At 73.7% G+C, this 23,328-nt stretch carries 20 protein-coding genes, 1 tRNA gene and 1 pseudogene; 12 read left to right on the top strand and 10 right to left on the bottom strand.

Annotation, left to right across the window (positions count from 1 at the left end; all coding sequences use genetic code 11):
- Positions 1–2: 2 nt before the first annotated feature.
- Both LCD35_RS19910 and LCD35_RS19905 read right to left on the bottom strand, forming a co-directional pair.
- On the bottom strand, positions 3–1,196 hold the full coding sequence (locus tag LCD35_RS19910; protein WP_225044628.1) for an MFS transporter: 1,194 nt from the start codon (positions 1,194–1,196) through the stop codon (positions 3–5).
- Between the two features lie 52 nt (positions 1,197–1,248).
- Complete coding sequence (locus tag LCD35_RS19905) at positions 1,249–2,748, bottom strand: MFS transporter (protein WP_225044627.1); 1,500 nt, start codon at positions 2,746–2,748, stop codon at positions 1,249–1,251.
- A 78-nt stretch (positions 2,749–2,826) separates the two neighbouring features.
- On the opposite strand from LCD35_RS19905, the gene LCD35_RS19900 reads away from it, so the two are divergent.
- Both LCD35_RS19900 and LCD35_RS19895 read left to right on the top strand, forming a co-directional pair.
- A complete protein-coding gene (locus tag LCD35_RS19900) occupies positions 2,827–3,399 on the top strand; it encodes a TetR/AcrR family transcriptional regulator (protein ID WP_224960978.1) in 573 nt (190 codons plus the stop codon).
- 195 nt (positions 3,400–3,594) lie between these two features.
- Complete coding sequence (locus tag LCD35_RS19895; protein WP_224967474.1) at positions 3,595–4,908, top strand: lipase family protein; 1,314 nt, start codon at positions 3,595–3,597, stop codon at positions 4,906–4,908.
- A 65-nt stretch (positions 4,909–4,973) separates the two neighbouring features.
- Here LCD35_RS19895 and LCD35_RS19890 read toward each other — a convergent pair whose 3' ends face one another.
- Positions 4,974–5,342: a hypothetical protein gene (locus LCD35_RS19890; protein WP_224960972.1), complete on the bottom strand. Its 369-nt coding sequence runs from the start codon at positions 5,340–5,342 to the stop codon at positions 4,974–4,976.
- Between LCD35_RS19890 and LCD35_RS30770 the strand changes: the two are divergent.
- Positions 5,284–5,874, top strand: a pseudogene (locus LCD35_RS30770) (helix-turn-helix domain-containing protein); the annotation flags it as partial. The gene LCD35_RS19890 and the pseudogene LCD35_RS30770 overlap by 59 nt on opposite strands.
- A gap of 591 nt (positions 5,875–6,465) precedes the next feature.
- On the top strand, positions 6,466–7,815 hold the full coding sequence (locus LCD35_RS19880; RefSeq protein ID WP_225044629.1) for a beta-galactosidase: 1,350 nt from the start codon (positions 6,466–6,468) through the stop codon (positions 7,813–7,815).
- 29 nt (positions 7,816–7,844) lie between these two features.
- On the opposite strand, the gene LCD35_RS19875 is transcribed toward LCD35_RS19880, so the two are convergent.
- The 4 genes from LCD35_RS19875 to LCD35_RS19860 all read right to left on the bottom strand — a co-directional run bounded on the left by LCD35_RS19875 (position 7,845) and on the right by LCD35_RS19860 (position 11,101).
- Entirely contained in the window at positions 7,845–8,483 is a 639-nt protein-coding gene (locus LCD35_RS19875) for a response regulator transcription factor (RefSeq protein ID WP_224960969.1), read from the bottom strand.
- On the bottom strand, positions 8,480–9,637 hold the full coding sequence (locus LCD35_RS19870) for a sensor histidine kinase (RefSeq protein WP_224960967.1): 1,158 nt from the start codon (positions 9,635–9,637) through the stop codon (positions 8,480–8,482). The genes LCD35_RS19875 and LCD35_RS19870 overlap by 4 nt, the downstream gene beginning before the upstream one ends.
- Before the next feature lie 26 nt (positions 9,638–9,663).
- On the bottom strand, positions 9,664–10,293 hold the full coding sequence (locus LCD35_RS19865) for a DUF1453 domain-containing protein (RefSeq protein ID WP_224960964.1): 630 nt from the start codon (positions 10,291–10,293) through the stop codon (positions 9,664–9,666).
- 121 nt (positions 10,294–10,414) lie between these two features.
- Positions 10,415–11,101 (bottom strand): TetR/AcrR family transcriptional regulator, encoded by a 687-nt coding sequence (locus LCD35_RS19860; RefSeq protein WP_224960962.1) that lies wholly within the window; start codon positions 11,099–11,101, stop codon positions 10,415–10,417.
- Between the two features lie 115 nt (positions 11,102–11,216).
- On the opposite strand from LCD35_RS19860, the gene LCD35_RS19855 reads away from it, so the two are divergent.
- Positions 11,217–12,428: a cytochrome P450 gene (locus LCD35_RS19855; protein WP_224960959.1), complete on the top strand. Its 1,212-nt coding sequence runs from the start codon at positions 11,217–11,219 to the stop codon at positions 12,426–12,428.
- Positions 12,429–12,439: 11 nt separating this feature from the next.
- A complete protein-coding gene (locus tag LCD35_RS19850; protein WP_224960956.1) occupies positions 12,440–12,637 on the top strand; it encodes a ferredoxin in 198 nt (65 codons plus the stop codon).
- 52 nt (positions 12,638–12,689) lie between these two features.
- On the opposite strand, the gene LCD35_RS19845 is transcribed toward LCD35_RS19850, so the two are convergent.
- A complete protein-coding gene (locus tag LCD35_RS19845) occupies positions 12,690–14,150 on the bottom strand; it encodes a carboxylesterase/lipase family protein (protein WP_224960954.1) in 1,461 nt (486 codons plus the stop codon).
- Complete coding sequence (locus LCD35_RS19840) at positions 14,147–15,061, bottom strand: MBL fold metallo-hydrolase (protein WP_224960951.1); 915 nt, start codon at positions 15,059–15,061, stop codon at positions 14,147–14,149. Before LCD35_RS19840 ends, LCD35_RS19845 begins: the two co-directional genes overlap by 4 nt.
- 96 nt (positions 15,062–15,157) lie before the next feature.
- On the opposite strand from LCD35_RS19840, the gene LCD35_RS19835 reads away from it, so the two are divergent.
- A complete protein-coding gene (locus LCD35_RS19835; protein WP_224967482.1) occupies positions 15,158–17,764 on the top strand; it encodes an AAA family ATPase in 2,607 nt (868 codons plus the stop codon).
- Positions 17,765–17,904: 140 nt separating this feature from the next.
- Here LCD35_RS19835 and LCD35_RS19830 read toward each other — a convergent pair whose 3' ends face one another.
- Positions 17,905–19,878: a UvrD-helicase domain-containing protein gene (locus tag LCD35_RS19830; RefSeq protein WP_224967485.1), complete on the bottom strand. Its 1,974-nt coding sequence runs from the start codon at positions 19,876–19,878 to the stop codon at positions 17,905–17,907.
- Between the two features lie 137 nt (positions 19,879–20,015).
- Between LCD35_RS19830 and LCD35_RS19825 the strand changes: the two genes are divergently transcribed.
- From LCD35_RS19825 to LCD35_RS19805, 5 genes are all read left to right on the top strand, one after another.
- Entirely contained in the window at positions 20,016–20,840 is an 825-nt protein-coding gene (locus tag LCD35_RS19825; RefSeq protein WP_224967487.1) for a GNAT family N-acetyltransferase, read from the top strand.
- Between the two features lie 63 nt (positions 20,841–20,903).
- Entirely contained in the window at positions 20,904–21,260 is a 357-nt protein-coding gene (locus LCD35_RS19820; protein ID WP_308011280.1) for a WhiB family transcriptional regulator, read from the top strand.
- A 15-nt stretch (positions 21,261–21,275) separates the two neighbouring features.
- Positions 21,276–21,515 carry a DUF6158 family protein gene (locus tag LCD35_RS19815; protein ID WP_224960918.1) on the top strand — a complete coding sequence of 80 codons (240 nt, stop codon included), beginning with the start codon at positions 21,276–21,278 and terminating at the stop codon, positions 21,513–21,515.
- The gene (locus tag LCD35_RS19810; protein WP_224960917.1) at positions 21,505–22,905 is read left to right on the top strand and encodes an NAD(P)/FAD-dependent oxidoreductase; all 1,401 of its coding nucleotides are present in this window, start codon (positions 21,505–21,507) and stop codon (positions 22,903–22,905) included. The genes LCD35_RS19815 and LCD35_RS19810 overlap by 11 nt, the downstream gene beginning before the upstream one ends.
- Before the next feature lie 149 nt (positions 22,906–23,054).
- A tRNA-Ala gene (locus LCD35_RS19805) sits at positions 23,055–23,127 on the top strand.
- Positions 23,128–23,328 lie beyond the last annotated feature (201 nt).

The following is a 23,328-nucleotide window of genomic DNA, read 5'->3' as shown; positions in this document are numbered from 1 at the left end:
GGTCAGTGGGGGTGCGGGGGTTTGAGGAGCAGGGCGGTCAGGGTGCTCGTTGCTCCTATGAGGGCGAGGGTGTGGTCCAGGGGGAGGTGTTCGGCTGCCAGGCCGAACAGGAGGGGGCCCACGCCCTGGACCGTCATGGTGGTGGTGTTGAGCAGGGCGAAGCCCTGGCCCTGCAGGGCTTCGGGGACGGCCGCCAAGTAGCGGCGCTGCAAGCCCAGCAGGTAGGCGGAGCCGGTGCCGGTGAGCACGTAGGCGGCCACCACCACCGGGTGCGGCGGGTCCGCCGCCAGGACGATCAGCGGTGAACCCATGACCAGCAGCAGCGGGCGGACCAGGCGCTCGCGGGTGCGCGGGTCGAACGCCCTCCCCACCACCACGTCCCCGATGAGCATGCCCGCCGAGATCGCCGCCAGGAGCACACCCGTCTCCGCGGGCGTGAGCCCCCGCTCGGCGGCGTACGGGATGATCAGGCTGCCGCCCGCGGCTAGGAACGCGGCGGGCAGGCACTGCACCGCGATCAGCCTTGCCACCCCCGGTGCGGCCAGCAGCGCCGCATTGCCCCGCACGGTGTCGCGCACGATCGACCCGCGCGGCCGCACCACCTCGGTGCGCGCCAGGAACAGGGCGCTGACCACCGCCGCCGCCAGGTGCGCCCCGGCGGTGAGCAGCATCGTCCGCTCCACGCCCGAACCTGCCGCCAGCGCGCCGCCCACCGCCATGCCCACCAGCTGCGCCGCCACCGCGACCAGGTACGACAGCGAACGCCCCAGCACGTAGGCGTCCCCGGCGAGGACCGCCGCGAGGACGCGGGCCGCGGCGCCCGTCGTGACCGGGGTCAGGCAGGCGGCGGCCGCGACGAGCAGCAGGCAGGCCCCGACCGGCAGCCGCCCGAACGCCAGCAGCAGCCCGACCGCGGCCTGCACGCCGTAGCCCGTCGCGATCAGCGTCCGCGGCGCGAACCGGTCCGCCATCGCGGCCAGGAACAGCCCACCCGCGGCCTGCGGCAGGAAACCGATCGTGAACGCCACCGCCGTCAGCAGCGGCGAACCCGTCCGGTCGTGCACCAGCACCGCCAGCGCCACCGACCGCACCGTGTCCGACAGGATGCCGAGCAGCCGGGCCGCGAACAGCGCGCGGAACTGCGCCACCGCGAAGACCTGGCCGTAGGTGGCCTTCACCGCGAACTCGTCGCCCATGCCGGGGATGCTTCCGGAAACCTCCGCGGGATCCCAGGCGTTTTCGCCGCGCTCAGCCCCGCGGGATCGTCCGCATCGCCACCAGCGCCGCCGCGAAGGTGATCGCGGCCGCGGCGAGGGACGTGGTCTGCATGGCACCGGTGAACGCGTCCCGTGCGGCCACGAGCAGCGGCGAATCCGGTGGGAGCACCGACGACGCCGCCGCCAGGGAATCCGTGAACGCCGCCCGCGCCTCGGCGGGGAGCTGGTCCGCGGGCGGCAGCGCCGAGCGGTACCGCAGCGACACCGAGGATCCGAGGATCGCGATGCCCAACGCGACACCCAGCTCCATCGCCGTCTCCGAGATGGCCGATGCCGCCCCCGCCTTGTGCGGCGGCACCGCCGACACCACCACGTCGGTCGTCAGCGTCTGCGCGATCCCCACGCCCAGCCCGGTCGGCACCAGGGCCAGGCCCAGCCAGAAGTAGGAACCGGTGCCCTCCGCGACCGCCACCGCGACGAGCCCGGCCGCCACCAGCAGCAGGCTCACCGCGATCGCCCGGCCGGCGCCCAAGCGGCGCGACGCCCAGCCCACCACGGCGACCGCGGCCATCGCCGACACCGTGCTCGGCAGCTCCCCGAGGCCGGCCGCCAGCGGCCCGAAGCCGCGCACCAGCTGCAGGTACTGCGAGAAGAAGAACAGCAGGCCCATCAACGCGAACACCGCCATGAAGCCGGCGAACACGGACCCGCTGAACGCCGGGCGGGCGAACAACGACACGTCGATCAGCGGCACCTCCAGCCGCCGCTGCCTGCGCACGAACGCCCAGCCGCCCACCAGTCCGGCCAGCAGCGCGCACCCGCCCGCGGCGTCGGCGCCGGACGCCACGGTGTGCTTGATCGCCCACACCACCGGCACGATCGCCACCATCGACAGCACCGCCGACACCAGGTCGAACCGGCCCGGGTGCGGATCCCGCGACTCCGGCAGCAGCCACATCCCGCTCACCACCAGCGCCGCCATCACCGGCACGTTGATCAGGAACACCGAGCCCCAGGCGAAGTTCTCCAGCAGCACCCCGCCGACCAGCGGGCCCACCGCCGCGCCGCCGCCCGCCGCGGCCGACCACACCGCGATCGCCCTGGTCCGCTCGATGGGGTCCGGGAAGATGTTGCGCAGCAACGACAACGTCGACGGCATCAACGTCGCCCCCGCCACCCCGAGCAGCAGCCGCGCCACGATCAGCATCGCGGCGCTCGTCGACAGCGCCGCCAGCAGCGACGCCGCCCCGAACGCGGCCGAACCGACCAGCAGCAGCCGCTTGCGGCCCACCCGGTCCGCCAGCGAGCCCATCACCACCAGCAGCCCGGCCAGCGCCAGCGAGTAGACGTCGCCGATCCACAGGACCTGCGCGGCCGACGGGGCGAGGTCCGCGGTCAACGCGGGGACCGCCAGGTACAGGACGGTGTTGTCGATCGCCAGCACGAGCACCGCGATCGCCAGCACCGCCAGCGCCGCCCACCGCCTGCGCGGGGAGAGCACCTGCGGTCGCGCTTCCGAATCCAGCTGCATGAGCAGTACTGTACTGACCAGTCGGTGCAGTTCCCAGGTGGTGCTGCTCTCCGCGGGGCGTGCGGAAGGATGGGCGGCATGGGTCGAACAACCGGGCGCGCACCCGAGGACACCCGCCGGAACCTGCTCGACGCGGCGAAGCGGGTGATCCGCGAGCACGGCATCGGCGCGACGCTCGACGTGATCGCCCGCGAGGCCGGGGTGTCCAAAGGTGGGCTCGTGTACCACTTCGCGAGCAAGCAGGCCCTGCTGGTGGCGCTCGCGCAGGAGCAGATCGACCTCTTCCGCGGCGAGGTGGACGCGCAGCTCGTCGAACCCGAGGGTGTTCCCGGCCGGCTCACCCGCGCTTACGTGCGCGCGAGCACCGCGACCGTCGACGGCGAGGAGATCCGCGAGCGGTTCAGCCTGATCGCGCAGCTCTACGTCGTGCCCGAGGTGGTCGAGCTGGCGAAGGAGGACGACCTGCGCTGGCAGCGGGACCTCGACGCCGACGGCGTGCCCGAGGCGACCCAGGTGCTCGTGATCGCCGCGGCCGACGGAGTCGGCGACCGGCCGCTGTGGGCCTCCGAACTGGAGCCGCGGGCGCGGGCACGGCTGGAGGCCGACCTCATCGCCATGGTGGACGCGGCGGTCGCCGACGGGGCTCGGTGATCCGGAAGGGGCTTCCCCCGGGGGCACTGATCGTGAGCTGACATCACGGTGGGTGCATGTTCGGTTGCGAAGAGGTTGCGAAGTTACCTTCGGGTAGTCGGAGTGATTGTCATTACTCCGTGTCGCGGGTCACGCTCGATGTCGACCTACTCAGCGGTAGGTCGATTCGGTTCGCCACTCAACGAGGAGTAGCCCGTGAACCTCCGTCCGTTCCACCGCGCGGCCACGACCGCGCTGACAGCCGTGGTCGGGGTCTCGTTCGCCGTCGCGACCGCGTCCGCCGCGTCCGCCGAGGAGCGGCCACCGTTCTACGAGCCACCCGCGGAACTGCCGGGGGGCAACGGTGACGTCGTCCGATCCGAACCGTCCGAGTACTTCCTCGACCCGCTGAAGACCATCCCCGTCGACGCCGACGTGCAGCGGGTCATGTACCGCTCCACCGACGGCGACGGCGGGCCGATCGCGGTGACCGGCACCGTCATCACGCCGAAGGACGACTGGAAGGGCGACGGCGAGCGCCCCGTCATCGGCTACGCGCCGGGCACCCAGGGCATGGCCGACCACTGCGCGCCGTCCCGGCAGCTCGCCAACGGCACCGAGTACGAGGGCTTCTTCATCAAAGCCATGCTCAGCAAGGGCTACGCCGTCGCGATGACCGACTACGAAGGCCTCGGGACGCCGGGCTCGCACACCTACGTCAACCGCGAGGTCACCGGGAACGCGGTGCTCGACGTGGTGCGGGCCGCGCAGCGGCTGCCCGACGCGGACGTGCCGGACGACGGACCGGTGGTCCTCTACGGCTACTCGCAGGGCGGCGGGGGCTCGGCGTCGGCCGCCGAACTCGCCGGGAGCTACGCCCCCGAACTCGACATCAAGGGCGCCGCGGCCGGTGCCGTGCCCGCCGAGCTCGGCGGGGTGGGCGAGAACCTCGACGGCAGCCCCTACGCGGCGTTCCTCGGTTACGCGCTGGTCGGCGTCGCCGCCGGCTACGACATCGACCTCGACCCGTACCTGAACGACACGGGCAAGCAGTTCCGCGAGGACGTCGAGAACTCCTGCACCATCGACGGCATCGCCAAGTTCGCCTTCGCCAAGTCGGCGGACTACAGCGCCGACGGCAGGCCGGTGACCGACTACCTCGACGAGGCACCGTTCGCCGACGTGGTCGCCGAGCAGCGGATCGGGCGCACCGCCCCGGACTTCCCGGTGCTGGTCTCGCAGAGCCGGCTGGACGACGTGATCCCGTTCGAGCAGTCCAAGACGCTGGCCGACGACTGGTGCGGTGCCGGCGCCGACGTGCAGTTCGCGCCGAACCTCGGCCCGACGCACATCGGCGGCGCGGTGGCCTCCTTCCCGCGCGCGTTCCAGTGGATCGACGACCGGGTGGCGGGCAAGCCCACCGAGCCGAACTGCGGGAGCACCGACCAGGCCCCGGCCGATCCGGAGATCCCGGTGGACGAGAACCAGCCGCTGCTGCCGCAGCTGTCCGAGCGGATGGACATCCACTGACCCGGTGATCGGAGCACGGTGGCGGAGTGCCGCCCCTTCCACGCGGAAGGGGCGGCACTCGTTCGTCAGAGCCGTTCCAAGGTGATCCGCACCGAGTTGCCCGTGCCGGTGGCGCCGTAGCTCTTGGACGTGCCCTTCGGGCAGGCCTTGCCGCTGCGGAAGGACTTGTTGCCCGCCTTGCCGCTGACCCGCACGCACTTGCCGTCCGCCTTGGTGTCGGTGACGGTGCCGCGAACGGTGATCTTGCCGGACTTGCAGGTGACCCGGAACGTGGTCGTGGCCCACGACGTCCGTGCCGTGTAGGTCTTCCCGCACACGGCCGCGATCGAGGCGTCGTCCGCCGGTGCCGGCGCGGCCACCGCCGGAGCGGTGAGCATGCCCGCGAAACCGGCCATCATGGCCCCGGCCACGAGCAGGCGCTTCGTCTTGTTCATGGTGTTCCCCCTGTTCCCACGGGAATGTCCCGTCGTTCGTCCCTGCCGAGGAACGGCAGCGGATCCCGGCCGAGCGACCGCGGCGTGCACAACACGTCCCGCGATCACCCGGCCCCGCCCCCAGCGACCCCCGGAGCGCGGCGTCGAGCCGCGTGGACCCAGGTTCGCGAGATCGTCCGCGTTGGGACAACCGGGTGCGACGTCCCTGGGACGTTGGGATGAAAGGGCCTTCGTGACCAGGATTGATCGGGTCATCTTGGGACGAATCGGGATCACCGGGACGTCGTCCCGTGCAAGACTTCCCGGCCATCGGAAGCAGAGGGGAGCCTGGGGGATGGCCGGACTCGGCGTGGAGGTCGCGCGGCGGCTCGACGAGCTCAAGCGGCGCAGCGGTCGCAGCTACGAGCAGATCGCGGGGCGCACCTTCCTGAGCAGATCGACGGTGCACCGGTACTGCAGCGGGCAGAGCGCACCGCAGACCTTCGCCGCGGTCGAAGCGATCGCCACCGCCTGCGGCGCGACCGGGGCTGAGCTCGACCGGCTCTACCGCTGCTGGGAAGCGGAACGCCGGGCGAGAACGGCGGATCCGGTGCCGCGCGGGGTGCGGGCCGCGATGTCCACCGTCGCCCCCGGGAACGCCGTGACGGCCGGAAGTGCGGAAGCGGCCGGGATTTCCGATGCGACCGGGACTTGGGACACGACCGGGTCTCCGGACACGACCGGGATTCCGGGAGCGAGTGAGATCACGCACGCCACCGGGGCCCTGGGCGCAGCCGGAAGTCCAGGAGTTTTCGGGGGTCTGGGCGTAACCGGGGGCTTGGGCGCAGCCGGAAGCTCAGGAGCACCCGGCAGCCCCGAAGCACCCGGCAGCCCTGAAGTGACCGGCAGCCCTGAAGTGATCGCCAGTCCCGAAGCGGCCGGAAGTTCCGGAATGGCTCGAAGCTCCGAAGCGGCCGGAAGTTCCGGAGACGCCGGAAATCCCGGAGCGACGGGGACCGGCGACGCCGACGGAGCCCCGGAGCCCGCCGGAGGATCGGCCGCCTGGCAGGCGCCGAGCACCGCGGGGCCTCCGGCGGGCACGGCAACCCCCGGCGGCCCGGCGACCGGCCCGGCGACCGGCTCGGTGCCGCGCCGGGACCCCGTTCCCGAGGCGCAGCCCGCCCGTGCCGAGCCCGCTGCCGCCACCACGACCCTCGCGCGACGCCTCCGCCGCTGGTGGTTACCGGCATCGGCGGTCGCGGGGCTGCTGGTGCTCGCGCTGCTCGCGTACTCGCTGCGCGCGGGGCCTGGGCCGCAGCCGCTGCACAGCCTCCCGCCGAACTGGACCGATGTGCCCGCGGAGATCGATCCCGACTTCGTGGGCGTCACCGTGAGCAGTTCCACCGGCGGGATGCCCGGCTTCCCGGTCGATTCCGTGCGGCTGTGGGACTCGGGGACGCGCTGGCAGGACCTCGAACCGGAACGCGGGCGCTACGACTGGCGGACCCTCGACCGGCTGCTCGACTCCGCCCAGGACGCGGGATTGCCGGTGGTGTTCACCTTCGGTGGGACACCGAGCTGGGCGAGTCCGCGCGGTGAGCGCTCCGCCTACCGCGATGATGCGCGCACCGGGCCGCCCGACGACCTCGCCGACTGGGAGCGGTTCGTCACCGCCGTCGCGACCCGTGCCGCGGGCCGGGTGGAGGCCTACGAGCTGTGGGACCTCGGGCCGCCGCACTTCGACGGCACGGCGGAGGTCCTGGTGGAGATGACCGAGATCGGCAGCCGGGTGGTGCGGGAGCTGGACCCGCGCGCGCAGGTGGTCTGCCCGGCTTTCGGCGAGCTGTGGGATCCGGCCGCCGACGCGCACCTGGAGCGGTTCGCGGCGCTGCACGGCTACGACCACTGCGACGCGGCACCGGTGGAGCTGCGCCCGCGCCGGACGAGCGACCCGCCGGAGACCATGACCGAGCTCGCCACCCGCGTGGAGGCGACCCTGCACCGCGGCGGCGCGAGCCCGCGGATGTGGAACACCGGGGCCGGCTCCGACGACCCGTACGAACCGCAGGTCCCCGCCGAGCTCGCCGCCGACTTCGCGGTCCGCTGGTACCTGATCGGGCTGTGGATGGACTACGACCGCGTCTACTTCGACGGCTGGGGCGGCGACGAGGTGCCGATCCCGTTGCAGGTGGCCGGTTTCCAGCCGACCGAGGCCGGCCGGTACGTCGGTGAGCTGCGGGAGTGGTTGCGCGGTGCGCGGATCAGTTCCTGCGGGCACGGGGCGGAGGCGCTGCTGCCGGACAACGTCTGGCAGTGCCGATTCGATCGGGGCGGCCGGGCCTTCGTCATCCGCTGGACGCACGAGGGGACCGCGGAGATGGCGCCGGATCCGGGCATGGCGGTGGTGCAGCGGCTGGACGGCTCCCGCGACCGGTTGCGGCCGGGGGAGCGGGTGGAGGTCACCGGCAGTCCCGTGCTGCTCCGCGCCGGATGACCCGGTGGCCGGGACCCCGGCAGCGCCCGTCAGCCGCGCAGGGACAGCGCGAGCCGCACGGCGTCGGCCCGGGAGTGCAGGTCGGCCTTGCCGAACAGGTTGTTGATGTGGGTCTTCACCGTCGCCTCGCTGATGTGCAGGTGCCGGGCGATCTCCCCGTTGCGCAGGCCTTGCCCGATCAGGTCGAGCACTTCTCGTTCGCGGGCGGTCAGCGCGATCGGCGGTTCCGGCGCCGGGGCGGCCCGGCGGGTGGCGAGCTCCAGCAGCCGGGACTGCACCTGCGGGTCCAGCACCGAATGCCCGGCGTGCGCGCTGCGCACCGCTTGCACGATGGTGGCCCGGTCGGCGTCCTTGGTGAGGTAGCCCTGCGCGCCCGCCTGCAGCGCGGCGAGGATCGACTCGTCGTCCTCGAAGGTCGTCAGCACCACCACCGGCACGCCGGGCCGAGTCGCGCGCAGCTTCCCGGTGGCCTCCACCCCGCCCAGCACCGGCATGTGCAGGTCCATCAGCACCACGTCCGGGGCGTGCTCCGCGGCGGCGGCGAGGGCGCGTTCGCCGTTCTCGGCGGTGCCGACCACGTCGATGCCGGGGTCCAGGCCGAGCATCACCGCCATCGCGTCGCGCACGGCGGCCTGGTCGTCGACGACGAGCAGTCTGATCGGGTTCATCGCGGCAGCTCCATCCGCACGGTCCAACCGGTCTCGGGCGGGGTGCGCGGTCCGGCCCGCAGCGTGCCGCCGAGCAGCTCGGCGCGTTCCCGCATCCCCACCAGGCCCATGCCGCTGCCCTGGTCGCCGTCCGGGACCGGCCCGGTGGCGCCGCCGTCGGTGGCGGTGAACCGGACGGAGTCCTCGGTGCACTCCAGCAGCAGCTCCGCCCGGGATCCGGGGGCGTGCCGCCGGGCGTTGGTGAGCGTTTCCTGCGCGGTGCGGACGACGGCCTGCCCGATCTCGACCGGCACGTCCTCGGCGTCACCCCGCACCGCGAGCTCGGCGGCACCGTCCTGCGCCAGCCGCGTCAGCGTGTCCACCAGCGGCAGCGCGCCTTCGCGCAGCGCGTGCACCGCCCGCTTGGTCTCGCCGAGCCCGGTGACGGCCAGCGCCCTGGCCCGGCGCACCGCCTCGTTCGCCTCGTCGGAGCGGCCGCCGGCGTGCAGGGCGTCGGCCATGTCCAGCTGCACGGCGACGCCGGACAGCGAGTGGCCGAGCACGTCGTGGATCTCCCGGGCGATCCGGCTGCGCTCCTCCAGGGCGGCTTCCCGCGTTTCGGAGGCGATGGCGCGCCGGGTCTGCTCGGCGGCCAGCAGCGACGCGGCGCGGGCGTTGACCCGCTCGCGGCGGGCCATGCCGATGTACAGCGGCAGGCTCACCATCAGCGCCAGCCACCACGGCGGGCCGTCGGGCACCTGGAACCAGAACTCCAGCGTCCAGGTGGCCGCGGCGGCGGCCACCGTGCTCGCCACGGCGACGAGGAGCGCGGCGCGGCGCGAGCTCAGCTTGTCCCCGGCGGTCGCGCAGGCGATGAACACGAACGCGGCGCCGACGGTCCGGGGCGCGAGCGCGAACACCATCGCGCCCGCCAGCGCGTACACCGCCACCAGCGCCACCCGGGCCCACTCGGGTCCGCCGCGCCACGGCACCGCCGCCGCGCACGCCGCCACGACCGTCACCGCGCTCGTCACCCAGACCAGGCCGGTGAAGTGGGCGGGCGGGGCCTCCCGCAGCTGGACCACCAGCAGCACGGCGAGGAAGACGACGACCACGGGGCGCAGCAGCTGATCGGTGGCCCGCAGCGCGCGCTGCCCGGGCGAGGTCGTGGTCATCGGCCGCGATGTTCCTCCGGGGCTCGTCATCGCCGGGCACCGGGGTGCGCGTTCCGCCGGTCGGCGGCGGCGTCGCGGAGGCCGTCGAGCACCGGGGCGAAGCTCCGCATCCCGCGCAGGTCGCCCGCGTCCCGCGCCTTGCGCTGCATCGAGTCCAGCATCGGCGAGGGAACCGGTGCCGCGTCGCCGCGACCACGCGACCACGGGATCCGCCCGGTGCCGCGCACGCCCTTGGCCAGGATCGCCACGCCCTCGGCGAGCACGGTGAGCCCGAGGCTGAACGTGATGCCGCCGCCCGCGTGCAGCCCCACGGCTCCGGCGAGCAGCCCCGAGCCGAGCTTCACGGCGATGTTCACCACCCACAGCACCGCGGTCACCCAGGTGTAGCGCATCATCGCGTGGCCGTCCCGCTCGTAGATGCGGACGCTGAACCCGCGCAGCACCCCCAGCACCACGCTGATCACGGCCGTGGCCACCAGCATCCCGATGGCGGCGGGCGAGTGCGGCACCTCCCGCAGGTTCACCGCGCCCACCACCGCGATGACCGCGGGCACCAGCAGCATCCGCTTGCCCTCGACCGGTTCTCCGGTGAACCGGCGGACCAGCACGTAGCCGATCAGCGCGACGATCAAGATGATTTCGATGGGACCGCTCACGGATCCGCACCTCCCCGTTCGGAGTTCCTCGTGTCGTCGATGACGTTAGGAATTCCGGCGGCCGGAGTCGTGGGGCGCGAACCGTATTCCGGGTGGAGATCCGTCTCCACCCGGGTGCGGCTCACCCGTCGCGGGCGGGTCGCTTGTCGCGCTTGAGGAGGGGGATCTCGGACACCGGGATCGGTTCGCCGGGCAGCCCGGCGCCGGGGCGTCCGGGTGTGCGGAGCCCGTCGAGCATGACCTGCAGGGCGCGTTCGGCGAGGCGTTGCGAGTCGGGGTGGTCCGGCCCGGGACGCCGCAGCAGCATCGCGAAGATCGCGGCGATGTCGCCCGCGCCCACGTCGGCCCGCAGCGACCCCTCGGCCTGCGCGGTGGCGACGACCGAGTCGAGCGTGGCCAGCAGCGAGTTCCGCAGCCGCTGGGTGATCTCGTCGGCCTTGACGATCTCCCAGGCGCGCGGCGAGGACATGCCGAGGTGCACGCTGAGCTGCAGCTCGTCGGAGCTCTTGAGGAGCCGGACCAGCGAGTCCCAGCCGGTGGGTTCTTCCACGGCCGCCGCTTCGGCCTGCGCGAGCGTGTTCGCGAAGTTGTCCCTGGCCACCGCCCGGATCAGCGATTCGCGGTCCGGGAACCGCCGGTAGAGGGTGCCGACGCCGACGCCCGCGCTGCGCGCGATCTCCTCCATCGGCACCTCGGGGCCGTCCGAGGTGAACAGCGATTTGGCCGCGCCGATGATCTGGTCCCGGTTGCGGCGGGCGTCGGCGCGCAGCGGTGGTTCGCCCGTCGAAGCCGAGAAGTCCGTGGTCACGGCTCGCATTGTCGCATCCGCCCGATCGGAGGTGGACGGAAATCTTCCGCTTCAGTACCGTGGGAGCCATAACCGGAAGATTTCCTTCCGTATCTCCGCCTGGGAGGCAGCGCCCATGCCCGACACCACCGAACAAGCCGTGCGGGACTTCCCGGTCGCGAGGCGGTGTCCGCACGCGCCGCCCGAGGAGTACGTGCGGTTGCGCGAGACCAATCCCATCTCCCGCGTCCGGACACCGATCGGCGGCGAAGCGTGGGTGCTCACCCGGCACGAGGACGTCCGATTCGTGCTCTCCGACCCGAGGTTCAGCTCCGACCGGCGCAACCCCGCGTTCCCGTTCTTCGTCGCCGGCCAGCAGGAATCGATCAGCGAGTTCCGGCCCAACATGCTGTCCCTCGACGAACCCGAGCACGGCGTGGTGCGCCGCTCCGTGCTCGGCGAGTTCACCGTGCGGCGGATGCAGGCGCTGCGCCCGCGCATCCAGCGGATCGTGGACGACTGCATCGACGAGCTGCTGACCGGACCGCACCCGGCCGACCTGGTGGCCTCGCTGGCGCTACCGGTGCCGTCGCTGGTGATCTGCGAACTGCTCGGCGTCCCCTACGACGACCACGACTTCTTCCAGCGCTGCTCCACCGCGATGCTCAGCCGCAACACCCCCGCGGACGAGCGGCTGCGCAGCGCCGGTGCCGTCCGCGGCTACCTGCACGACCTGATCCTCGCCAAGCGGGAGGACCCCGGCGACGACCTGCTCGGCAGGCAGCTGGTCAAGATGCGCGACAACGGCGAGGAGGACGTCGAAGACCTCGTCGCGATGGCCACGCTGCTGCTCGTCGCCGGGCACGAGACCACCGCGAACATGATCTCGCTGGGCACGCTGACGCTGCTGGAGAACCCGGACGACCTCGCCGCGATCAAGGCGGACCCGGAGCGCACGCCCGGGATGGTGGAGGAACTGCTGCGCTACCTCACCATCGTCGAGACCGTGACCTCGCGGGTCGCCACCGCCGACGTCGAAGTGGGCGGCACGCTCATCCGCGAGGGCGACGGGGTCATCGCCCTCGGCCACACCGCGAACCACGATCCCGGCGCCTTCCCCGAGCCGGACGAGTTCGACATCGGCCGCGGCGCCCGCCACCACGTCGCCTTCGGCTACGGACCGCACCAGTGCCTCGGGCAGAACCTCGCCCGGCTGGAGCTGCAGATCGTGTTCGACACCCTGTTCCGCCGGATCCCGACGCTCGCGCTCGCGGGACCTCGCGCCGAGCTGCCGTTCAAGGACGACGCCGTGATCTACGGCGTGTACTCGCTGCCGGTCACCTGGTGACGGGGGCCGGCGTGCGGATCAACGCGGACACCGGGCGCTGCATCGGGGCGGGGCAGTGCGTGCTGACCGAACCGGACGTGTTCGACCAGGACGACGACGGCCTGGTGGTGCTGCTCGCCGACGACGTGGACGGGGAGCGGGTGGAGCAGGTGCGGACCGCCGTGCAGATCTGCCCCAGCGCCGCGCTGTCCCTCGCAGCGGACGGGTGACCTCCCGGGTGGACGGCCCGGTCGCCCGAGGAGCGGGCCGTTCACCCGGGCGTCACCACGCCTCCCGCTCCAGGGGGCGGGGGTCGGTGACGGTGGTCGACGGGGTCGCGAAGCGGCGGACGCGGCGTTGCGGTGCGGTGTGGCGCTCCCAGCCCGGATCGCCGGTGGCGGCGAACCGGACCCACGCCGAGTGCACCTCCCGCACCAGCTCCGGCGGAGCGCCGTCGCCCAGCAGGGCGCCGTCCCCGCGCAGCCGCGGGCCGTCCGCCGAGTCGAACACGAACGGCAGCTCCACCCCGTGCGCCGCGCCGAGCCGCCCGCCCAGCGCCGTCGACCGCCACGCGAACTCGTAGCGGAACGTCGGCAGCCCGCGCCCCGCGTGCGCGTCGGCGAGCGCCCGGGTGCCCGCCCCGAACAACGCGTCGCCGAGCACCGCCGACCGCAACTCGCCACCGGAGGCCGCCGGGCGCTGCCGCCGGTACGCCTCGACAAGCCGGTCCGGCTCCGGATGTGCTTGCGCCGCAACCGAACGCGCGTCCTCCACAGTGGACGAATCGAGCTCGGCGGCGGACAGGTACAGGTTGCCCTCCTCGGTGTTGTTCCCGATCAGCAGCTCCACCTCGGCGCCGTCCCCGGCCGCCACCGACACCGCGGGCTGCCGCTCCAGCACCACGCCGAGCGGCGTCAACCGCAGCAGCGGATCGTGGTGCCCCGGTACCCGCAGATCCGGCTTGCCCAACCGGGAGACCGCGTCGACCAGCCGCTCGTCCGGCACCTCCGGCACCTCGGCGAGCGGCACGCCCAGCACCCCGGCCAGCCGGTTCGCGACCAGCTCCGCCTGCGCGGGCACGAACGCGCCGAGCCCGTTGCCGCTCTGCACCACCGCCCGCCGGAACAGGCCCCGCGCCGCCGGTTCCGCCAGCACCGCGCCCACCACGGTCGCCCCGGCCGACTGGCCGGCCACCGTGACGTTGTCCGGATCGCCGCCGAACGCGCCGATCTCCGCCCGCACCCAGCGCAGCGCCGCCAGCACGTCCAGCAGTCCCCGGTTGTCCGGCGCTCCCGGCAGCGACAACCAGCCCGGCGCCCCGATCCGGTAGTCCACCGACACCAGCACCACGCCGTCCCGGGAGAACCCGATCCCGTCGTACAGCGACGCCTGCGCCGCGCCCGACACGAAACCGCCGCCGTGCACGAACACCAGCACCGGCAGCCCGCCCGTCGCCGCGTCCGGCGTCCACACGTCCACCGACAGGTAGTCGTCGCCGCGCACCCAGCCCGGGCCGAAGAACGGACCCATGTCCAGCCCGCCGAAGTCCCGGTGCGGCGACGGCGCCGTCGGCCCCGCCGCGGTCGCGTCCCGCACCCCGTCCCAGCCGGGCGCGGGCTTCGGTGCCGCGAACCGGGCCGGACCCACCGGGGCCGCCGCGTACGGAATGCCGCGGAACACCAGGCCCTCCGCCGTCCGCGCACCCCGCACCCGGCCCGCGCCGGTGCGCACCACGGCGCTCACCGGTTCGTCCAGCGCGGCCGCTCGAGCGCCGCCCAGGCGTCGATCGCGAAGCGGTCCCCGTCCCGGCTGACCTCGGCCGCGCCGTGCCCGCCGAAGTGCGCGGGCACCACCAGCGCGGTGCGGTCCGCCGCGAACTCCAGCAGCCGCCGCCGGGACGCGCGCGCCGCCGCCGGGTCCTCGTCGAAACCGCAGTTGTGCGACGGGTCCAGCAGCTGCACCGGGGTGTGCAGCAGGTCGCCGATGAACACCGCCCGGTCCGAACCCGACTCCAGGTGCAGCACCGACGAACCCGGGGTGTGGCCCGGCGCGGGCAGCAGCCGCAGGTTCTCGTCGATGACCCGCTCGCCCTCCCACAGCTCCGCCAACCCCGCCCGGTGCACCGGCGCCACGCTGTCCTCGAACACGTTCTGGTGGCTGCGCGCGCTCTTCGGCCGGTGCTCGCCCAGCGGGTTCCAGAACTCGAAGTCCACCCGCGGCAGCAGGTAGGTGGCGTTCGGGAACGTCGGCACCCAGTCCCGCTCCACCAGCCGCGTGTTCCACCCGACGTGGTCCACGTGCAGGTGCGTGTTGATCACGATGTCGACGTCCTCCGGCCGCACCCCGGCGCGGAGCAGGGCGTCCAGGTAGCCGGTGTTCAAGTGCCGCCAGTGCGGCGAGTACGGCCGTTCCTTGTGGTTGCCGACCCCGGTGTCCACCAGGACCGTGCGGCCCGCGCTGCGCAGCACCCAGGTCTGCACCGCGGCCATGAAACCGTTGTCGGCGGGCGACCAGAAGTCCGGATCCAGCAGATCCCGCTCGGCCTCGAACACCTCGGTCGGGATGTCGGGGAAGAACTCGTCCATGCCCATCGCGCGGCCGTTGATCTCCAGCACGCGCGTGACTTCGACGTCTCCCAGCATGATGCTCTCCATGCCGTCGACCATGCGCCGCGCACCAGGTCGCGGGGTATCCGTCACGTGACTGCACCTGCCGGGGCGGGGCTAGAGTCGGAGGCCGGGAGGCCGCGGATGCAGGAGATCATCGGCCGGGAGCGGGAGCTCGCGCAGCTGCGCCGGACCGCGCACGGCACCGGGCACGTGCTGGTCGTCACCGGCGACCCCGGCATGGGCAAGACCACGCTGCTCGACGCCGTCGCCGGACCGGGCGCGCTGCGGATCGCGGGCAGCGAGAGCGAAGCGAACCTGGCCTTCGCCGGGCTGCACCGGCTGCTCGCGCCGCTGCTGCGCCGCGCCCCGGACCGGCCGGAGACCGCTCGGCTGCGCTGCGCGTTCGGCATGGACCGCGGCGACGACGAACCCGACGTGCTGCGGCTGGGCCTCGCCGCGCTGGAACTGCTCGCCGAGCACGGCGGCCCGCTCGTCGTCGACGACGCGCACTGGCTCGACCGGGCCAGCCTCGACCTGCTCGCGTTCCTCGCCCGCCGCATCGGGACCGAACCGCTGAGCCTGCTCATCGGCGCCCGCGAGGACGAACCGCTGCCCGGCATGGACGGGCTGCCGACGCTGCGCCTCGAACCGCTCGGCGAACTCGACGCGAACCGCGTCCTCAACGCGCTGCCGCAGCCCCCGGCAGGCGCGCGGCGGATGCGGGTCCTCGCCGAAGCGGGGGGCAACCCGCTCGCGCTCGTCGAACTCGCCGCCGTCCCGCAGGAGACCGGACCCGGGCCGCTGGCCACCACCGAACGGCTGGAGAAGATCTTCGCGGCGCGGGCGCAGGAACTGCCCGAGCGCACCAGGGAACTCCTGCTGGAACTCGCCGCCGCCGACACGCCCGACCCGGTGCACGCGCCCGGTGACGGGTGGGCCCCGGCCGAACGCGTCGGGCTGGTGCGCTGGGACGGCACCCGGTTCCGGTTCCGGCACCCGCTGGTGCGCTCCGCCCTGTACCACTCGGCGCCGTTCGAGCAGCGCCGCCGCGCCCACCTCGTCCTCGCCGACGCCACCCGCGCCGAACCGGACCGGCACGCCTGGCACCTCGCCGCCGCCGCGACCGGACCCGACGAGGACGTCGCCGCCCGCCTGGAGGACACCGCCGAACGGGCCCGGCGGCGCGGTGGCTACGCGGCCGCCGCCACCGCGCTGGAACGCGCCGCCGAACTCAGCCCCGACCGCGCCGACCAGGCCCGGCGGCTGGTGCTCGCCGCGAACTCCGCGCTGTTCACCGCCCGCTCCGGCTGGGTCGAAGACCTCGCCGCCCGCGTCGTGGACCGCACCGACGACCCCGGGCTGCTCGCCGTCGCCGCGCTGCGCGCCGGGCAGGCCCTCACCGTCAGCCACCGGCACGCCGCCGCGTTCGCCCAGCTCACCCGCACCGCCACCGACCTCGCGCACCGCGACCCGGCGACCGCGCTCGACGCGCTCGGCACCGCCGCCGTCGTCGCCTACTACTGGGCGGAACCCGGCCGCGGCGACGAGGTCATCGCCGCCCTCCCCGAGATCGACGGGCCGCACGACCCGGTCACCGAAGCGTGGGTGCGGGCCGTCGCCGACCCGATCGGCAGCCGGGAGGACGTGCTGCCGCGGCTGCCCGCGCTCGCCGACGCCGACTCCGGGCCCGGGCGGGCCATCGCCGTCGCCACCATCGCCTGGCTGCTCGACGAGGCGCCGATCGCGCTGCGGCTGTTCGAGCAGGCCTTCGACCAGTGGCGGGTCCGCGGGCCGCTGCCCGAAGGGCTCGGCTGCGCCCACGGGTGGGCGCTGTTCGAGGCCGGGCACTGGACGCAGGCGCGCGCCATCGCCGCCGACTCGGTGCACAACGGGGCCCGCGCCGAACTCCCGCACGTCGTCGCCGGCTCCCGCACCATGGACGCCGCGGTGCTCGCGCTGCGCGGGGACACCGCCCGGGCGCGGGAACTCGCCGCCGAAGCACTGTCCACGGTGGACCCGTCGATGAGCCGGATGGTGGCCGTCCGCGCCCGCTACGTGCTCGGCCTCGTCGCCGCGGCCGATGGCGACCACGCCACCGCCTACGCGCAACTGCGCCGCGCCTTCACCGCGGACGGCGGGTTCGAGCACTACCACCAGTCCATCGCAGCCCTGCCCGACCTGGCCGCCGCCGCGAACCGCCTCGGCTCCGGGCACGACGCCGAGCACGTCGTGGACTCCGCGGAACGCAGGCTCGGCGGCGGCGCGTCCCCGCGGCAGCGGGCGCTGCTGGAGCACGCCCGCGCGCAGCTCGCCACCGACCCCGAACCGCACTACGCGGCGGCGCTCGCCGACCCCCGCACCGGCCGGTGGCCGTTCGAGCGGGCCCGCGCGCTGCTCGACCAGGCCGCGTGGCTGCGCCGGGCCCGCCGCATCAGCGAAGCCCGCGCGCCGCTCGCCGAAGCGCTCGACACCTTCCGCAGGCTCGGCGCCGAACCGTGGATCGCCCGCGCCGAAGCGGAACTCCGCGCCTCCGGCGGCGCCGAACCCGCCGCACCCGCCCCGGACGTGCTCGCCGGGCTCAGCCCGCAGCAGCAGCAGATCATCCGGCTCGCCGCCCGCGGCCTCACCAACCGGGAGATCGGCGACCGGCTGTACCTGTCCCCCCGCACCGTCGGGTCGCACCTGTACCGCTCGTTCCCGAAGCTCGGCGTCAGCACCAGGACCCAACTCCGCGACCTGCTCGGGTGAACGGCCCGTCGGCTCCTTCTGAGAAGGGGTCGGGTGGCGGAACCTCAGCGCTCTCCGCGCTGCGGTGCCGGGTGCATGCGTGGTCGCTGCTCAGCGGCTCCGCCGCTGACAGGACCGTGCGGACGGGGCGCCGCGGGTCGTCACTCGTCGGATTCCTCCAGGGCTCCGATCCAGAGGTAATCGCGGGCCCGGGTGGTGGCGACCAGGAGCTGGCGTTGCAGCGCCTCCAGCTCGTCGCGGTAGAAGCCCATCGGCCTGCGCTCGTCCGGCAGGAACACCGCCCGGAACTCGAAGCCCTTCGCCTCCAGCAGAGTTCCCACCAGCACCGCCGCCGGCTCCGGCGACCACGGCGCCAGCCGCCGTGCCGGGACACCACCGCGGCGCAGCACCTCGGTCCACTCCTCCGCGGCCGTGCGGGAGCGGGTCAGCACCGCGGTGCCCGCACCCGCGTCGAGCCCGCGCAGCGCCGCCAGCACCGCGTCCCGCTGCGCGACCCCGTTCCAGCGCACCACTTCACCGCCGCTGAGCACCGGCAGCGAGGAGCGCAACGTGACCGCCGGGGCCCCGTCGATGTCGTCGAACCGGTTCACCGCGTCCAGCTCGCCCGCGGCCTCCACGATCGCCGCCCGGTTCCGGTAGTTGCGCCGCAGCACCTCGCTGCGGCCGCGCAACGAGATCCCCGCCTCGGACAGCCGCCAGCCGCCCGCGAACACCTGCTGCTGCCCGTCCCCGACCAGCAGCAACCGGTTCGGCCCGTCCCCGCTGACCGCGTGCACCAGCCGCAGCCCGACCAGGGTCAGGTCCTGCACCTCGTCGACCGCGACCCCCGAGTACACCCGGCCCAGCGGGGTGCGGCCGAGCTCGTCGAGCGCGCGGATCAGCACGTCGTTGCGGTCGTAGATGCCGCGCTCGCACAGTTCCCGCTCGTACTCGCAGTAGAACTCCCAGACGTGCGCGCGGAACGCGGGGCTGAGCTGACCGCCGCGCCCGCGCCGCGTCGCCGATCGGTACGACTCCAAGGTGCCCAGCCCGCGGCCCTTGATCACCCGGTCGATCTCGTCCTTCCAGTAGTGCCTCGATGGTCGTGCGGCGGCGAGCGGCCCGGACCGCCCGGACCGCTCCCACACCGCGGTGAACGCCGCGTCCACCCGATGCTCGTCGACCACCGTGTCCCGGCCGCGTTCGGCGAGCAGTTCCGCGGCCCACTCGTGCAGGTTCCGGAACTCCACCCGGTGCGCGACCTGCGGGGCCAGCGCGCGGAACTGCTCCCGCGCCAGCTCCGGCAGCGACTCCAGGTGCGAGGTGAACAGCAGCCGCCCCGGGCCGCGCCGCGCCAGGTGCGCCAGCCGGTGCAGCGCCAGCGTCGACTTGCCGGTGCCCGCCGGGCCGGAGATCCGCGCCGGGCCGCCGTACTGCCTGCGCACCGCGCCGAGCTGCGCGTCGTCCAGGAACAGGCGCCAGTCCGGCACCGCGACGTGCGGGGCCCGCTCGGCCTGCTCGTCCCGCAGCCGCCGCACCTCGAACAGGCCGGAGGAGCGGTCCGAGGCCCCGACCTGGCCCGCGCCGCGCGGCCGCGGGATCCGCTGCGGGTTCCAGGCGATCGGCGTCAGGTCGAACGTGCCGTTGTCCAGCTGCCGGGCCGCCGCCAGCGCATCCGCCCCGTCCAGGACCGGTTCCGCGCACACCAGCACCCGGTCCAGCTCGGACTCCGCGACCACCACGTGCTCGCCGTCCTCGGCCGTGGCGCGCCCGCCCTCCGGGAACACCACCACGGTGCGCACGACCGCTTCGGTGAGCAGCCCGTGCGGCGTGGCCAGGCCCGCGAGCAGCTCCGCGGTCCACACGAACGCGGCCCGCGCCGCCGCCACCGGCGGTTCGTGCTCGCACAGCAGCACCACCAGCACCCCGCCCGGCCCGACCAGCACCGCGTCCGGCCGGTTGTCCGGGGTGTGCGGGGCGAACTGGTTCAGCAACGTGTACCAGCCGGAACCGCGTTCCACCGCGAACCGCTCCACGACCCGCTTCTGCCAGCTCGGCAACGGGGGTCGGGCGCGCAGTTGCTCGTCGGCCTCGCGCCGCAGCCGCTCGCGGTGGTGATCGTAGGTCCCTGTCACGGAGACTCCCCGGTTCGCACGCAGGTGCTCTACCGACATTACGGTCTTCCGCGCGGAAAACGAGACCTGCGAAGCGGGATCACCTCAATGTCGCAGGGCGGTGCGAAACCGGGCGTCACCACCTCCACAATGGACGTGTGGACCCGCTGCACGATCCGGACGACGAAGCCCTGCTCGACCCGCGACAGGCGCGGGAGCTCGCCGGGCTCGTCGAAACCGCCCGCCTCGTCTCCGGCGCCATCCGCTACGGCCGCATCGGCCGCGTCGGAGCCGCCACCGTGGTGCTCAACCAGGACGACCCGCTGCCCGCGGGCAACCACGCCGTCGGCCTGTGGGGCACGCTCGCCGAGGTCGCCACGACGCTGCTCACCTTGGAGCGGTCCTTCGCGGACGCCGGGCGGCCCGAAGCGATCGTGTACGCCTCGCCGACCACGGTCGCCGAGATCGAGGGCATCGCCGACGACTCCGGCTGGCGCGCCGTCGAGGAGCAGATGGCGCTGCTGCACCGCGAGGACAAGACGCCCAGCCGGGACGTCCGGCCCGCCACCGACGACGACCTGCGCGGCATCGCCGAGCTCATCGGCGACGACGCCGGCCTGTCCGACGACGGGGAACGGCGGCTGGTGCGGACCCTCGCGCACCGCGGCGACGACCCCCGCTGCGTGCTGCGCGTCGTCGACGACCCGGAAACCGACCGCATCGCCGGATTCGCCCAGGGCTTCGCGGAACGCGGCGTCGGCCTCGTCGAGCAGGTCGTGGTGCGGCCGGGGCGCAGGCGGCGCGGCATCGGTTCGTCCCTGGTCGCGGAGGTCGTCGACGAGGTGCGGGCGCGCGGGGCGCGGCTCGTCGCCGCGCACGGCGACGAAGGGGGAGCGGCTGAGCGCTTCGCCGACGAGTGCGGGTTCGAAGCCGTCTACCCGGTGACCGCCTACGCGCGGCGGGTGGACGAGCTGCTCGACTGACGCCTGGTGCGGATGTGGCCCGGGTGGTGCCGGGCGCATGTGTCCGCCGCGGGGGCCGTGGGTATGACGTCTGTGGCGCTGGCGAACGCAGTGCCGTCCCGCGGCGAGGTGGTGATCACGATGACGGCGACCATGCGGCTGCCCAAACCGGTGGCCGAGACCTGGGAGTGGCAGCTGCAAGCCGCCTGCCGGGACCTGAGCACCAGCACGTTCTTCCACCCGGAGAACGAGCGCGGCAGCGCCCGCAGCAACCGGGAGGAGCAGGCGAAGCAGATCTGCCACCGCTGCCCGGTGATGCTGTCCTGCCGCGAGCACGCACTGGCCGTGCAGGAGCCGTACGGCGTCTGGGGCGGGCTCAGCGAACGGGAACGGCAGGACCTGCTGGCGAAGCGGGTGCCGAAGCCGCGCGCCGCGGCGTGACCGGCGGAGGCCGACATGACCCCCACCGGAGTGCCCGCCGACGAGCTCGCCGAGCCGGACCTGCTGCGCGAGCTGGAACGGCTGCACCGCACCCGCAACGAGACGTTCCTGCACGGAGCGCCGGACGCGCTGCGCGAGCACACCGCGCGGTCGTTCGAACTGGAACAGGAGTACCTGCGCAGGCATCCCGACCGCCAGGTGGATCCGCGGCGGACCCGCGCGGGCGCGAGAGGAGACCCGGTTCATGGCAGCTGAAACGGACCAGACGGACCCGTCCCGCGACCACCGGCCCGTCCCGGGCTCGCCGGGCCGGAAGCCGCGGATCGTCATCGTCGGCGGCGGCCACGTGGGCCTGACCGTGGCGCTGCGGCTGCAGAAGCGGCTGGAACCCGGCGAAGCGCGGATCACCGTCATCGACCCGCAGTCGCACATGACCTACCAGCCGTTCTTGCCGGAGGCGGCCGCCGGATCCGTCGAACCGCGGCACGTGGTGGTGCCGCTGCGGCAGGCGTTGCGGCGCAGCGAGGTCCTCACCGCCCAGGTCACCTGCATCGACCACCGCAGCCGCGAGCTGACCGCCACGCTCGCCGACGGCACCGAGGAGCACCTCACCTACGACGTGCTCGTCGTCGTGCCCGGTTCGGTGTCGCGGGCGCTGCCCATCCCGGGCCTGTCCGAGCGGGGCGTGGGCTTCAAGACCATCGGCGAGGCCATCTACCTGCGCAACCACGTGCTGTCCCGGCTGGACATCGCCGCCAGCACCTCCGATCCGGAGCTGCGGCGGCGGTTGCTGACGTTCCTGTTCATCGGCGGCGGCTACGCGGGCATCGAGGCGATCGCCGAGCTGGAGAGCATGGCCCGGGAGGCGATCCGCGCCTACCGCACCCTCGAACCCGGCGACATGCGCTGGATCATGGTGGAGGCGACCGGCCGCATCATGCCCGAGGTCAGCGCGCCGATGGGCGAGTACACCCGCCGCCGCCTGGAGGAACGCCGCATCGAGGTGAAGACCGACACCACCGCGAAGACCCTCACCGACGGGCACGTGGTGCTCTCCGACGGCGACGAGTTCGACGCGGACACGATCGCCTGGACCGCCGGGGTCAAACCGCACCCGATGCTGGAGGACTCCGACCTGCCCCGCGACGGCAAGGGCCGGGTGGAGTGCACCGCGAAGCTGCAGGTCCGCGGCACCCAGGACGTGTTCGCCGCCGGCGACTGCGCCGCCGTCCCCGACCTGACCAGTGACAAGGCCGACGCGCTGTGCGGGCCGTCCGCCCAGCACGCGGTGCGCCAGGCGCGGGTGCTCGCCGACAACGTCGTCGCGCTGCTGCGCGGCCACGAGCAGCAGGAGTACCGGCACCGCTACGCCGGATCCGTCGCCGGGCTCGGCCTGTTCCAAGGCGCCGCCGAGGTGTACGGCATCAAGCTCAAGGGCCTGCCCGCGTGGTTGCTGCACCGCGCCTACCACCTGGCGAAGCTGCCGACGCTGCGGCTGAAGGCCCGCATCCTCGGCGACTGGCTGCTGGAGATCCCGCTGCGGCGGCAGACCGTCGCCCTCGGCGAACTCCACGACCCGCGGTCCGCGTTCGTCAAGGCCGCCAACACCCGGGGCCTGCCCACCGAGCACGGCCGCGCCGGGTGAACCGTCGGCGCAGCGCACAGTCCCGCGACCGCCTCTCGAAGATCGAGGGGGACCCCCTTCGCGGGGGCTTCGCGGGCCTGTTGTACTGTATGCAGGCACGAGGCGAACGGGGCCGGACCACCGGAATCGGGAGCCGCACAAGTGAATCAGGGGCTGTGGCGCAGTTGGTAGCGCACTTGACTGGCAGTCAAGGGGTCACGGGTTCGAATCCCGTCAGCTCCACGCAATAGGAGGCTCGCGCTCGCGGAGAGCGCGAGCCTTTTGCGTTCCGCGTGTTTATCGCGGGGGGCGCGCCCCCCCCGGCCCCCCCCGGGGGGGGGGGGGGTTTTTTTTTTTTGGGGGCGTTTTGGGGGGTTGATGGGGGTGGACAGAACCACCGGGTTTTTTTTTTTTTAAAAAACCCCCACCACACCCGAAAAGGCC

Origin of the sequence: Saccharopolyspora sp. 6V, assembly GCF_020176785.1 — a bacterium.
GTDB classification, from domain to species: domain Bacteria; phylum Actinomycetota; class Actinomycetes; order Mycobacteriales; family Pseudonocardiaceae; genus Saccharopolyspora_C; species Saccharopolyspora_C gregorii.
The sequence above is the reverse complement of the archived record's forward strand: the minus strand, read 5'-3'. Positions and strand labels throughout refer to the sequence as shown.

What these genes read in the sequence shown, in the direction of transcription:
- LCD35_RS19835 (WP_224967482.1), top strand. Translation starts at nt 15,158, where the DNA reads ATGCAGGAGATCATCGGCCGGGAGCGGGAGCTCGCGCAGCTGCGCCGG.
- LCD35_RS19900 (WP_224960978.1), top strand. Translation starts at nt 2,827, where the DNA reads ATGGGTCGAACAACCGGGCGCGCACCCGAGGACACCCGCCGGAACCTG.
- LCD35_RS19810 (WP_224960917.1), top strand. Translation starts at nt 21,505, where the DNA reads ATGGCAGCTGAAACGGACCAGACGGACCCGTCCCGCGACCACCGGCCC.
- LCD35_RS19815 (WP_224960918.1), top strand. Translation starts at nt 21,276, where the DNA reads ATGACCCCCACCGGAGTGCCCGCCGACGAGCTCGCCGAGCCGGACCTG.
- LCD35_RS19840 (WP_224960951.1), bottom strand. Translation starts at nt 15,061, where the DNA reads ATGGAGAGCATCATGCTGGGAGACGTCGAAGTCACGCGCGTGCTGGAG.
- LCD35_RS19890 (WP_224960972.1), bottom strand. Translation starts at nt 5,342, where the DNA reads ATGAACAAGACGAAGCGCCTGCTCGTGGCCGGGGCCATGATGGCCGGT.
- LCD35_RS19855 (WP_224960959.1), top strand. Translation starts at nt 11,217, where the DNA reads ATGCCCGACACCACCGAACAAGCCGTGCGGGACTTCCCGGTCGCGAGG.
- LCD35_RS19870 (WP_224960967.1), bottom strand. Translation starts at nt 9,637, where the DNA reads ATGACCACGACCTCGCCCGGGCAGCGCGCGCTGCGGGCCACCGATCAG.
- LCD35_RS19820 (WP_308011280.1), top strand. Translation starts at nt 20,904, where the DNA reads ATGACGTCTGTGGCGCTGGCGAACGCAGTGCCGTCCCGCGGCGAGGTG.
- LCD35_RS19875 (WP_224960969.1), bottom strand. Translation starts at nt 8,483, where the DNA reads ATGAACCCGATCAGACTGCTCGTCGTCGACGACCAGGCCGCCGTGCGC.
- LCD35_RS19910 (WP_225044628.1), bottom strand. Translation starts at nt 1,196, where the DNA reads ATGGGCGACGAGTTCGCGGTGAAGGCCACCTACGGCCAGGTCTTCGCG.
- LCD35_RS19905 (WP_225044627.1), bottom strand. Translation starts at nt 2,748, where the DNA reads ATGCAGCTGGATTCGGAAGCGCGACCGCAGGTGCTCTCCCCGCGCAGG.